The 11,905-nt window shown below is 70.2% G+C and carries 11 protein-coding genes and 1 rRNA gene; 1 reads left to right on the top strand and 11 read right to left on the bottom strand.

The window, feature by feature from the left end; genetic code table 11:
* Positions 1–48 precede the first annotated feature (48 nt).
* The 8 genes from xerD to EGT67_RS13985 all read right to left on the bottom strand — a co-directional run bounded on the left by xerD (position 49) and on the right by EGT67_RS13985 (position 9,315).
* On the bottom strand, positions 49–978 hold the full coding sequence (gene xerD / locus EGT67_RS14020) for a site-specific tyrosine recombinase XerD (RefSeq protein ID WP_127916706.1): 930 nt from the start codon (positions 976–978) through the stop codon (positions 49–51).
* Positions 975–1,625: an NUDIX domain-containing protein gene (locus EGT67_RS14015; protein WP_127916705.1), complete on the bottom strand. Its 651-nt coding sequence runs from the start codon at positions 1,623–1,625 to the stop codon at positions 975–977. Before EGT67_RS14015 ends, xerD begins: the two co-directional genes overlap by 4 nt.
* A gap of 9 nt (positions 1,626–1,634) precedes the next feature.
* Complete coding sequence (locus EGT67_RS14010; RefSeq protein ID WP_127916704.1) at positions 1,635–3,365, bottom strand: CTP synthase; 1,731 nt, start codon at positions 3,363–3,365, stop codon at positions 1,635–1,637.
* A 146-nt stretch (positions 3,366–3,511) separates the two neighbouring features.
* Positions 3,512–4,456 (bottom strand): copper transporter, encoded by a 945-nt coding sequence (locus EGT67_RS14005; RefSeq protein WP_164877567.1) that lies wholly within the window; start codon positions 4,454–4,456, stop codon positions 3,512–3,514.
* A complete protein-coding gene (steA, locus tag EGT67_RS14000) occupies positions 4,453–5,637 on the bottom strand; it encodes a putative cytokinetic ring protein SteA (protein ID WP_127916702.1) in 1,185 nt (394 codons plus the stop codon). Before steA ends, EGT67_RS14005 begins: the two co-directional genes overlap by 4 nt.
* 104 nt (positions 5,638–5,741) lie before the next feature.
* Complete coding sequence (gene recN, locus EGT67_RS13995; protein ID WP_127916701.1) at positions 5,742–7,520, bottom strand: DNA repair protein RecN; 1,779 nt, start codon at positions 7,518–7,520, stop codon at positions 5,742–5,744.
* A gap of 2 nt (positions 7,521–7,522) precedes the next feature.
* The gene (locus tag EGT67_RS13990) at positions 7,523–8,464 is read right to left on the bottom strand and encodes an NAD kinase (RefSeq protein WP_127916700.1); all 942 of its coding nucleotides are present in this window, start codon (positions 8,462–8,464) and stop codon (positions 7,523–7,525) included.
* Positions 8,461–9,315, bottom strand: a complete 855-nt coding sequence (locus EGT67_RS13985; RefSeq protein ID WP_127916699.1) for a TlyA family RNA methyltransferase — start codon at positions 9,313–9,315, stop codon at positions 8,461–8,463. Before EGT67_RS13985 ends, EGT67_RS13990 begins: the two co-directional genes overlap by 4 nt.
* Positions 9,316–9,358: 43 nt before the next feature.
* Here EGT67_RS13985 and EGT67_RS25540 point away from each other — a divergent pair, with 43 nt between their 5' ends.
* On the top strand, positions 9,359–9,526 hold the full coding sequence (locus EGT67_RS25540) for a hypothetical protein (RefSeq protein ID WP_206612389.1): 168 nt from the start codon (positions 9,359–9,361) through the stop codon (positions 9,524–9,526).
* 81 nt (positions 9,527–9,607) lie between these two features.
* Here the strand turns inward: EGT67_RS25540 and EGT67_RS13975 are convergent, their stop codons facing one another.
* The 3 genes from EGT67_RS13975 to rrf form a co-directional block, all read right to left on the bottom strand.
* Positions 9,608–10,618: an HAD-IIA family hydrolase gene (locus EGT67_RS13975; RefSeq protein ID WP_127916978.1), complete on the bottom strand. Its 1,011-nt coding sequence runs from the start codon at positions 10,616–10,618 to the stop codon at positions 9,608–9,610.
* 11 nt (positions 10,619–10,629) lie between these two features.
* A complete protein-coding gene (locus tag EGT67_RS13970) occupies positions 10,630–11,721 on the bottom strand; it encodes a hypothetical protein (RefSeq protein WP_206612388.1) in 1,092 nt (363 codons plus the stop codon).
* A 61-nt stretch (positions 11,722–11,782) separates the two neighbouring features.
* A 5S ribosomal RNA gene (rrf, locus tag EGT67_RS13965) occupies positions 11,783–11,899 on the bottom strand.
* Between the last annotated feature and the right edge of the window lie 6 nt (positions 11,900–11,905).

Genomic DNA, 11,905 nt, shown 5'->3' with positions numbered 1-11,905 from the left:
GTAACGCTACCGCTTCGTGACATCAAACGACGGCCAACACGCACCGGGTCAGCGGGCGCGGGGGTGCGCCTGCGCCCACACCTCGCGCAGAGCACTCACGGTCACCATGGTGTAGATCTGCGTCGTCGTCACCGACGAGTGCCCGAGCAGTTCCTGGACGACGCGCACGTCGGCACCCCCGTCGAGGAGATGCGTCGCGAACGAGTGCCGGAGCGTGTGCGGCGACACCGCGACCGCGATTCCCGCCTTCTCGGCGGCGTCGTGCAGGACCTGCCACGCGCTCTGCCGCGACAGCCGCCCGCCGCGGGCGTTGAGGAACAGTGCCGGCGTGCCGCGGGCCACCAGACCGGGCCGACCGCGGACCAGATAGTTGTCGATCGCCGCGATCGCGGGGCGGCCGACCGGTACGACGCGTTCCTTCCCGCCCTTGCCGCGCAGCAGCACCGACCGCGACTCCGTGTCGAGGTCGTCGACGTCGAGTCCCACGGCCTCCGAGATGCGTGCGCCCGTCGAGTACAGCAGTTCGAGCAGCGCCCGGTCGCGGAGCGTGCGCGGATTGTCCGAAGCGCCGTCACCGCCGGCGGCGTCGAGGATCGAGAGGACGTCGTCGAGCGGCAGGGACTTCGGCAGACGCCGGCCCGGGGCCGGGGGTTTCACCGCCCGCGCCACGTCCGCCGTCGTGATGCCTTCCGCGGCGGCGAACCGGTGCAGTCCGCGCACCGCGATCAGTGCGCGCGCCGCGGAACTGGGTGCGAGCGCGACCGTCCCGGACTGCGGATCGCCCTGCCGCAGCGCGACGACGAACTCGCTGACGTCGGACTCCCCGACCGCGCGCAGATCGTCGATCGCGCGGTCGGAGAGGAAGCGCGCGTACCGGTCGAGGTCACGACGGTACGAGCTGAGCGTGTTGCGCGCCGCGCCGCGCTCGACTGCCAGGTGGTCCAGATACGTGTCGATCTGGCCGCCCAGCACGGTCATGCGGGTTCGCTGTCGGTCCGACCGTGCTTGCGACGCGCGAACGTCTCGGGCCGATCGGCCCACTGCGCATCCGGCGCCCGTAGGCCGTCGCCCCGCCCGCGGGCCGCGGCGAGCGCGAGGATGCCGGACACGGCCGTGGCGTTGACGATCTCGCCGCGCAGCGCCATCGTCACCGCGTCGTCGAGCGGCACACGGGCGATCTCGAGGTCGGCCTCCTCGTCGTGGGCGTCGGGGCGACCGACCTCACGCAAGCCGGTCGCCAGGAACACGCGCACCGATTCGTCCGTGAATCCCGGGGACAGCGCGACGTCGACGAGGACGGACCAGTGGTCCGCCGCCAGTCCCGTCTCCTCCACGAGTTCCCGGCGGGCGGCGTCGAGCGGATCCTCGCCCGGTTCGTCCAGCAGTCCGGCCGGCAACTCCCACAGTCGCCGACCCAGCGGATGCCGGTACTGCCGGATGAGGACCAGCCGATCGGCGTCGTCGAGCACCGCGACCGCAACCGCGCCGTGATGCTCGACGACCTCCCGATCGGCTTCTCGACCTCCGGGCATCGCGACGCGATCCACCCGCAGCGCGACAATCGCGCCGCTGTACACGTCGCGCGAGGCGACGGTGTGGAACTCGTGCTCCCCCGGCAGGCTCATCGGCGACCGCTATCCGACGCTGTCCGCGGTGGTCGACTCGACCTTCGCCTCGGGCGTGACGTCGACCGGCAACTGCTCGGCTGCCTTGTAGTCCAACGCGGCACCGACGAACGCCGAGAACAGCGGGTGCGGACGGGTCGGGCGGCTCTTGAGCTCCGGATGTGCCTGCGTCGCAACGAAGAACGGGTGCTTGTCGGCGGGCAACTCGACGAACTCGACGAGGTGCCCGTCCGGCGAGGTGCCGGAGAACTGCAGTCCGCTCTTCGCGACGCGGTCGCGGTACGCGTTGTTGACCTCGTAGCGGTGGCGGTGGCGCTCGGAGACGTTCTCGCTGCCGTACGCCTTCGCGACCACCGAGCCCTTGGCCAGCACCGCCGGGTAGGCGCCCAGACGCATCGTGCCGCCCAGATCGGCCTCGCCTGCGACGATCTGCTCCTGGTCGGCCATCGTCGAGATGACGGGGTGCTTGGTGTCCTGATCGAACTCCTCCGAGTTCGCGTCCTTGAGACCCACCGAGCGCGCCGCCTCGATCACCACAGCCTGCAGACCCAGGCACAGGCCAAGCAGCGGGAGCTTGTTGGTGCGGGCGTAGCGGATGGCGCCCAGCTTGCCCTCGATGCCGCGGATGCCGAAGCCGCCGGGGATCAGGACCGCGTCCACGTCACCGAGCGCCGCCTGCGCACCGGCCTCGGTCTCGCACTCGTCGGACGGCACCCACGAGATGTCCACCTTGGTGTGGTGCGCGAAACCGCCGGCCCGCAGCGCCTCGGTCACCGACAGGTAGGCGTCGGGCAGGTCGACGTACTTGCCGACCAGCGCGACCTTGACGGTCTCGCGCGGGTTGTGGACGCGCTCGAGGAGGTCGCCCCACACCGTCCAGTCGACGTCGCGGAACGGCAGGCCCAGCTGACGCACGACGTAGGCGTCGAGGCCCTCGCTGTGCAGCACCTTCGGGATGTCGTAGATGGACGGCGCGTCGGGCGTCGAGATGCAGGCGTCGACGTCGACGTCGCACATCAGCGCGATCTTCGCCTTGAGCGCCTGCGGCACGTCGCGGTCGCAGCGCAGGATCAGCGCGTCGGGCTGGATACCGATGTTGCGGAGCGCGGCCACCGAGTGCTGCGTCGGCTTGGTCTTGAGCTCGCCGGACGGTCCGAGGTACGGCACGAGCGAGACGTGCAGGAAGAAGACGTTCTCCCGGCCGACGTCGTGGCGCACCTGACGGGCTGCCTCGAGGAACGGCTGGGACTCGATGTCGCCGACCGTGCCGCCGATCTCGGTGATCACGACGTCCGGGACCTGGCCCTGCGCGTCGGGGCCCGCCATCGCGATGATCCGGCTCTTGATCTCGTCGGTGATGTGCGGGATCACCTGGACGGTGTCGCCCAGGTACTCGCCGCGGCGCTCCTTCGCGATGACCGCCGAGTAGACCTGCCCGGTGGTCACGTTGGCGAATGCGTTGAGGTCACGGTCGAGGAAACGCTCGTAGTGTCCGACGTCGAGGTCGGTCTCGGCGCCGTCCTCGGTGACGAAGACCTCACCGTGCTGGAACGGGTTCATCGTGCCGGGGTCGACATTGAGGTAGGGGTCGAGCTTCTGCATCGTCACGCGCAGTCCGCGCGCGGTGAGCAACTCGCCGAGGCTGGAAGCGGTCAATCCCTTACCGAGGGAGGAGGCGACACCCCCGCTCACGAAGATGTGCTTGGTGGCGCTACGCGAATGAATGCGTGACTGTGGCAAAGGGGCTCCCGTGACGACTGTGCAGGACTTGGTCTGAGATGAAGCATGCTGGGGCCTGCCGACCCACGGGACTTCACGGTAACACCTGTCGCCCGGGAACAGTGCACGACGCTCCCGGTTTCCGAGCGACAGGCGTCACATCCGCGCTACGGCTGCGGCGCACCCACCGTGACCGCGGTGGCACCGGGGCCCGTGCCGTAGCGCCCGGATCCGCCGCCCAACTGCTCCTGAAGTGCGAGAACGGTCGTGATCCGACCCGCCTCACGGTTCAGATCGTCGACCGTCGTCAGCACCGACGCCACCGCCGCGTCGGCCCGCACGACCGCGATCGGGCCGTTGCCCTCGGCGGCCGACGGCGGACCGGCCAGCACGGCGCCCGCGCCGCGACCGTCGAGCGCGCCCGCGAAGCGGGCGATCACCGCGCCGCGGTTGCCGCTGGTGTTCCCAGGGTCGCCGCTGCCCGTCAACACGACCGCCAGCTGAGCAGGCTGGACGTTGCCGTCGAAGTCGATGAAGCCGCCGCCGCGCAGCGTCTCCAGCGCCAGCGCCCGCTCCTCGGGCGTCGTCTGCGGCTGCGCGGTCTGCGGGTTGAGCAGCAGCACCGAACCCAGCAGGTCCCCGGCCAGGCTGCCCTGATCGACGGCACCGGTCCGGAGCTGGATGCCGGCGGGGATGATGTTCGTCACGGTCGTGCGCAGCTGGTCACCGTTGACGGAGTCGACGAACGACTCGGTGAGCGCCACCCGACCGGTGACCGCACCGCCGGCCTGCGCCACCGACCGCTGCACGCCTTCGATGTCGCCCGGATCCGCGTCCGGGGTGGTGATCACGACGACCGATCGCTGCGCGAGGGTGTCGCGGAGGATCCGGTCGGCGACGGCCGAGTCGAAGCCGTCGGCCGCGGTGACCTGCTCGCCGAGCTGATTGTTCTTCTCGTTCAGGTCCTCGATCTGGTTCTGCAGTTCGGCCTTGTCGTCCCGCAGTCCCGACAGCATGCCGTTCGAGAGCAGGCCGGCGCCGAGCACCACACCGATCGCGAGGGCAAGGAAGATCGCCGCAATGGAGATGGCGTGTTGACGCATCGAAATCACTTGAAGAGCCCCTGAACCCACAGCGCGAAGCTGTTCCACGTGTCGATTGCCCAGTCCACTGCCTCGCCGCCGACGTTGGAGACGACGAGTGCGACGATCACCGCGGTCAATGCCGCGAGCACCAGCAGCGCGATCGCCGCGCCGGACACCCGGCTGCGGTAGAGCGTCGCGACGGCCTTGGCGTCCACCAGCTTCGGGCCCACCTTGAGCCGGGTCATGAACGCCGCCGGGTTGGTGTCACGGCGACCTCGGTCGAAGAACTCGTCCAGCGAGACCGTGCTGCCGACAGTGACGATCAGCGACGCACCGTGGTGGTCGGCCAGCAGCAGAGCCAGGTCCGCCGGCGACGCCGACGCGGGGAAGGTCATGGCACCGATACCCAGATCCTGGATGCGGGCGAGGCCCTGCGCGTGACCGTCCGGGTCGGCCGGCAGCACGACCTCGGCACCGCACTTGAGTGTCTCGCTGGTGATCTCGTCCGGGTCGCCGACGATGAGGTCGGGACGGTAGCCGGCCTTCGTCAGGGTGTCGGCGCCCGCACCGACACCGACGAGGATCGGCGAATACTCCTTGATGAACGGCTTGAGCGCCTTCAGGTCGGCCTGGTGATCGGGGCCGTCCGCAACGACCACGACGTGCCGGTCCTTCAGGTCGACGTCTATGTCCGGGACTCCGACACCGTCGATCAGCAGCGGACTCTCCGACCGGATGAACTCGATCGTGTTGCCCGAGAACGCCTCCAGGTGGTCGACGAGACCGGTCTTGGCCTCGATCATCCGATCGGAGATCTCCGCCTCGGACTGTTCCTGCCCCTCGGCGAGCGTGCGCTCTCCCGCGTACACGACGCCTTCGTGCAGACGGATCTTCGACCCGTCCTTGATCGACTTGAAGATCTCGGTGCCCGCCGAGTCGATCAGCACGATGCCGTTCGCGACCAGGACCTCCGGTCCGAGGTTCGGATAGCGGCCGGTGATCGACGGCGAGGCATTGACCACGGCCAGCACCCCGGCCGCGACCAGGGCGTCCGCGGTCACCCGATCGAGGTCGATCTCGTCGAGCACGACGACGTCACCGTGCCCGACCCGGCGCAGCAGCTTGCCGGTGTCGCGGTCGACCCGAGCGATGCCACTGATACCGGGGAGGGATTCGGTCTTACGCGAGAGAAGCGCCGGCATCTTCATGGCCTCGATGATCGCGCGACGGAAACGGATGTTCGTGGAGGCGCGCCGTACCAACTACCACACCCGCCACAGCTTCACCATCCAAAAGGTCGGTTTGCCGTCATCTAGGCGGACGCGGTGCTGCGCTCCTGCCCCGCGATCGAGAGCAGTTCCTCGGCGTGTGCGCGTCCGGTCTCGGTGTCGTCGAGGCCTGCGAGCATCCGCGCCAACTCCACCACCCGCTCGTCCTCCGTCAGCGTCCGCACCCCGCTGTCGACGCCGCTGCGCACGTCGTCGGTCTTGTCGACCACCAGGTGCGTGTCGGCGAACGCCGCTACCTGCGGCAGATGGGTCACGACGATGACCTGGTGCGTGCGCGCCAACCGCGCGAGCCGACGCCCGATCTCCACGGCGGCGCGGCCGCCGACACCGGCGTCCACCTCGTCGAAGACCATCGTCGCGCCCCGATCCGAGCCGGCGAGCACGACCTCGAGCGCGAGCATGACGCGGGACAGTTCGCCGCCCGACGCGCTCTTGCTGATCGGCAGCGCCTGCGCTCCGCTGTGCGCGGCGAGACGGAACTCCACCTCGTCCACCCCGGACGCTCCGGCGTGCAGTTCGCGGCCGTCGACCGCGAGCGGTGCCGAATCGTTGGGACCGGCCTCGCGCAGCCGCACCGAGACCTCCAGCGCCGCCCGACCCATCGCCAGCCCCGCCAGTTCGTCGCTGACGGCCTTCGCGAGCTTCCCGGCGGCCTTCGATCGCGCGGCGGACAGCTTCACCGCGGCCTCGGCGGTGAGCTTCGCCGACTCCTCCACCCGGACGGTGAGTGCGGCCAACGCCTCGGAGGAGGTGTCGATCCGCGCGAGCCGGTCACGGGCCGACTCGGCCCACTCCAGGACCCCGTCGATGTCGGCCGCGTACTTGCGGGTCAACGTCTTGAGTTCGGCCTGCCGGGTCAGCAGGGTGTCGAGCGCACCCGGATCACTGGGCAGGCCCGACAGGTAACCGGACAGCTCCCCGGAGACGTCCGCGACGACCGCGATCGCCTCCCCCAGTCGCGGACCCAGTCCGGCGAGGTCGGGATCGTCCGACGACTCGATCCGCGCGCGGGCCTCACCGAGAAGGTCGAGGGCCCCGGTGGCGCCGCCCACCCCGCCGTCGTCGAGCCCGGCGAGCGCCGCGTGCGCACCCTCCGCGGCCGACCGGAGCGAATCGAGATCGCCCAGACGCCGCACCTCGTTGACGATCTCGACGTCCTCGCCCGGAGTCGGTGCGATGCGGTCGATCTCCTCGAGCGCGAACGTGAGCTGGTCGGCTTCCTGGACGAGTTCGCGTGCGCGACTGGTTCGTTCGATCAGCTCCGCACGGGCCTCGACCCACTCGCCGCGATGCTTGCGGTACCGCGTGAGCAGCGGTCCGATCGTCTTGTCCGCGAAGCGGTCCAGTGCACCGCGCTGCTGGTCCGGTCGGAGCAGCCGCAATTGATCGTTCTGGCCGTGCACGGTGAGCAACGGGTCCGTGAACTCGGACAGCACGCCCGCCGGAACGCTGCGTCCCCCCAGATGGGCACGCGAGCGGCCGTCGCCGCCGACGGTCCGGACCGCGATGATGCTGCCGTCGTCGTCGCGTTCCGCGCCACAGGACTCGAGCAGCCGCGTCACCTCGCGGTCGATCTGCGGTGCGGACTCGTCGACGTTGAACCGGCCCTCGACGACGGCACGTGCGGCACCAACCCGGACCCGGCCGGCGTCGGCGCGGGCACCGCTCAACAGGTGCAGGCTGGTCACGACCATCGTCTTACCGGCACCGGTCTCGCCGGTGAGGACCGTGAGACCGGCATGGAACTGCGCGCAGGCCGACGAGATGGCCCCGAGGTTGTCGATCCGAATCTCCGCCAGCACCGCTACCGTCTCCTCCCTCGCCACCCCGTCACCGGAAGCTCGAACTTGCGGACCATCCGGTCCGCGAACGGCGCGGAATCGAGCCGCACCCAGCGGATCGGGTCCTTGCCCCGCACCACCTCGACGCGCCCGCCCGCGGGAAGCTCCAGCGTGCGGCGGCCGTCGCAGAAGACCAGGCCGTCGTGGCTGTCGGCGACCGTCTCCACCGCGATGATCGACTCCGGGCTCGTGACCAGTGGTCGTGCGAACAGCGCGTGTGCGTTGCTCGGAATCACCAGCAGCGCTTCGAGTTCCGGCCACACCACGGGTCCGCCGGCAGAGAAAGCGTACGCGGTGGACCCGGTCGGTGTCGCGATGAGCACGCCGTCGCAGCCGAAAGCGGACACCGGCCGCCCGTCGACCTCGAGCACCACCTCGAGCACACCGAGACGCGAACGGTTCTCGATGCTGGCCTCGTTGAGCGCCCATCCGCGCTGCACGATCCGGTCCTCGACCCGGACCAGCACGTCGAGTGTCATCCGGTGCTCGATCCGGTACTCGCGCCGGACCACCTGGTCCATCGCCGTCTCGAGATGCTCGGCCTCCGCCTCCGCGAGGAACCCGATCCTGCCGAGGTTGATGCCGAGTACCGGGACATCGGCGGACTGCGCCAGCTCCGCCGCGCGCAGAAAGCTCCCGTCGCCCCCCAGCACGATCACCATCTCGCAGTCCGACGCCGCGCCGGGTCCCTCCGGAACGACGCTGACCACCGGCCTGTCCGGCCCGTCCGCGAAGGACTCGACCCGGTCGACGTCCACCTCGTTCTCGAGCAGCCGCAGCGCGATCCCCGCGCGGGCGCAGATCTCGGCGACGCGGCGGGCGGTCTCGGTGATCTCGGCGCGGCCCGTGTGCGCCACGAGGAGGATCTGGCGTTCCGGAGCGGCCGACGCCGTCACGTCCGTCACTGGGGACCCTCGGCGACGGCCCTACGGATCAACTCCTCGACCGACGGGGTCTCGCCCGCGTCCGTGTCCTCGCGGTCCTCGTGGTGCTTGCCGTCCGCACCGTCCTTGCGCAGCCACAGGAAGTACTCGACGTTGCCGGACGGACCCGGCAGCGGGCTCGCGACGGCGCCGAGGGTGCGCAGGCCCAGTTGGGCGGCCGCCTCGGCGACCTCGACGACGGCACTGACACGCAACTCGGGGTCGCGCACCACGCCGCCGGATCCCACGCGTTCCTTGCCGACCTCGAACTGCGGCTTGACCATCGGCACCAGGTCGGCCCCGTCGTTCACGCACACGACGAGCGCCGGAAGCACCAGCTTGAGGGAGATGAACGACAGATCCGCCACGACGAGGTCGACCCGACCGCCGATGGCGTCGGCATCGATCGACCGGACATTGGTGCGGTCGACGACGTGCACGCGATCGTCCGATTGCAGCCGCCACACCAGCTGCCCGTACCCGACATCGACCGCGACGACCTCCCGCGCGCCGTTGTGCAGCAGGACGTCCGTGAATCCTCCCGTGGAGGCGCCGGCGTCCAGGCACCGCCGCCCCTCGACGGTCAAGCCCTCGGGCATGAACGCGTCGAGGGCGCCGAGAAGCTTGTGCGCACCCCGCGAGGCCCACGAGATCTCTTCGTCGACGTCCGTGACCAGAAGCGGCGTTCCCGCTTCGATGGCGGTTGCCGGCTTGGTCGCGACGGTTCCCGCGATGAGAACGCGGCCCGCCGAGATCAGCTCCACCGCCTGTTCGCGCGAGCGGGCCAGACCCCGCCGCACGAGTTCCGCATCGACCCTTGCTCGACGTGCCACCTCAGACCTTGTCCACTGCTGCCAGGGACTCAACGAGAACATCGTGAGCCCGTTCGAGAATCTGTGCCTGCTGTCCGAGCGTTCGAGCGTCCTCGATGTCGCCTCCAGCATCGTTCAACCGTTCGAGCAGGGCGTCGACGCGGTTGTGAACATCCGCCGGATCGACACCACCGCCGGATCCGGGGAGGTGCTGGCCTGGAAGTGGTACTGACGTGCTCATCGGTGCAAACCTAGCCCATTCGCCCGTCGGCGGACCACCGACGACGACCCAGTAGGACAGATGTCCGCCCGGTCACATCTCGCCGAGCAGGAACGAGACCGCGGCCCGCGCGTCGTCGTCGGCCGCCCGCACGCGAACGAACTCGGGATGACGCCACGCCGCGTCCAGAACCGACAGGAACGCACCCGCCCGATCGGCCCGAGAACCGCCGACCGACCCCGTGTCGCCCGCGTGGACGACGAGGTCACCGGAGACGAACTCGACCCGCCACCCGGGGTGACACGTGACGGCCGAGGCGACCGCCGGACGATTGAGTGCGTCGAGCGACTCGGCCACGTACGTCGGGCGGTGCATCGCGTCGGCGCGCAGAAGATCCGCCGTCGTGCTGACGCCCGTCAGCACGAGCAGCGACTCCACGCCGACCGCGTTCGCACCGGCGATGTCGGTGTCGAGCCGATCACCGACGACCAGCGGCCTCGCCTGCCCCGCCCGTGCGAGCGCGTCCTCCATCAGCGGCGCCGCCGGCTTGCCCGCGACGATCGGCTCCCGCCCCGTCGCGCACCGCAGCGCAGCCACCATCGACCCGTTGCCCAGAACCAGACCGCGCTCCGTCGGGAGTGTCGAATCGACGTTCGCCGCGATCCACAGCGCGCCGGCCCGGATCGCCAGCGTCGCCTCCGCCAGGATGGCCCAGTCCGTCGCCGGTGAATGGCCCTGCACCACCGCGACGGGGGCGTCCTCGAACCGGCGGACCGGCCGCAGACCGACGTTCTCGACCTCCGCCGCGAGGGCGTCGGTGCCGACGACGAGGACGGCAGCGCCCGGCTCGAGCTTCTCCGCGAGCAGGCGCGCCGCCGACTGCGAACTGGTGACGACGTCCGCGTCCGCGGCGTCGAATCCGAGTTCGCGCAGGTGCTGTGCGACCGCAGCCGGGCTACGGCTCGCGTTGTTGGTCACGTACAGCTGGCGCTGATCACCGGCGGCGAGGGCCTCCCGGGCACCCGGGATCGCCTCGGGCCCCTGGTAGACGGTGCCGTCCAGGTCCAGGAGCAGTACGTCGAACCCTTCCCGCAAGGTCGCGATGACGGGCTCCGTCACTGACCTTCTCCGGTCAGCTCGGCCACACGCTCCTCCGCGTCCGTCTCGCCGTCGAGGTCGGCGGCAGCGGAATTGAGGAACCACTTGAGTCCGTCCTCGACTCGACCGGCCGCGACCAGCGCGTCGGCGTAGGCGTAGAACAGGCGCGCGGCAGCGGAACCCGTGCGCTTGGCGTCGAGATCAGGCGTCTGCAGCGTGACGACGGCCTGGTCGAACTGACCGAGATCCATGCGCGCGCCGGCGACGACCATCCGCAGCTCGCTCGCCTCGTCGCCGGTCAGGGCACGGGCTTCGTCGCTGCGACCGAGCTCGATGGCCCGCTCGGGACGACCGAGGCCGCGTTCGCAGTCCGCCATCACCGCGAGGAAACCGGGGCCACCCGACATGCGGCGCGCAGCACGCAGCTCCGAGAGGGCCTCGGCCCATTCGCCTGCGTGGTACGCCGTGATGCCGGCGGTCTCGCGCACCACCGCGATGCGGCCGGCGCGCTGTCGCGCGGCCCTGGCATGCGCGAGAGCGAGACGCGGATCGTCCTCGATCAGCCGACTCGCCATCACCAGGTGGCGGGCGACGGTGTTCGCGTTGTTCTTGTCCAGGCTCAACAGGTCGCGGCGAACCGCCGGATCGAGTTCGCCGGCCTCGAGCTCCTCGGGAATGTCCGGCTCGTCCGGGCGGGCGTCGCGCCGCTGCGGGCCGAGATTCTCGCGGCCACGGGCCGGCCCGAAGCTGCCCTCGCCACCGCGACGATGCGGCCCGCCGCTACGGCCTCGGTTGTCGCCGCCACGACCAGCAGACTGACGGCGGTCGTCACCACGGCGCTCGCCGCGGTTGTCGTCACGACGTTCCCCGCCGCGACCGTAGCCACCGCGCTCGTCGCGCCGCTCGTCACCGCGCCGATCATCGCGATCGCGCCACTGTCCCGAGCTGCGACCCTGCCCGCCGGTACGCTCCTGGCCGCTGGCCCCCTGCCGACGGTCGTCACGCGGACCGCGACGGTCCGTCGGTCGACCGCCACGATGTCCTTCGGAACGGTGGCTGCCGTCTCCGCGGAAGTTCCGACGATCACCACTGCTTTCCGACACAGCCATTCCTTTCAATACAAAACACGAAAGGGGACCCAGTATGTCGGGTCCCCTTTCGGTAACGGATGTTCGGCGGTGTCCTACTCTCCCACACCCTGTCGAGTGCAGTACCATCGGCGCTGGAGGGCTTAGCTTCCGGGTTCGGAATGGGACCGGGCGTTTCCCCTCCGCTATGGCCGCCGTAACTCTA

Source organism: Prescottella agglutinans, from assembly GCF_004011865.1.
GTDB lineage: Bacteria > Actinomycetota > Actinomycetes > Mycobacteriales > Mycobacteriaceae > Prescottella > Prescottella agglutinans.
The sequence above is the reverse complement of the archived record's forward strand: the minus strand, read 5'-3'. Positions and strand labels throughout refer to the sequence as shown.

Excerpts from the sequence above, each read along its gene's own strand:
- xerD (WP_127916706.1), bottom strand. The coding sequence starts at position 978 with ATGACCGTGCTGGGCGGCCAGATCGACACGTATCTGGACCACCTGGCA.
- EGT67_RS14015 (WP_127916705.1), bottom strand. The coding sequence starts at position 1,625 with ATGAGCCTGCCGGGGGAGCACGAGTTCCACACCGTCGCCTCGCGCGAC.
- steA (WP_127916702.1), bottom strand. The coding sequence starts at position 5,637 with ATGAAGATGCCGGCGCTTCTCTCGCGTAAGACCGAATCCCTCCCCGGT.
- EGT67_RS13970 (WP_206612388.1), bottom strand. The coding sequence starts at position 11,721 with ATGGCTGTGTCGGAAAGCAGTGGTGATCGTCGGAACTTCCGCGGAGAC.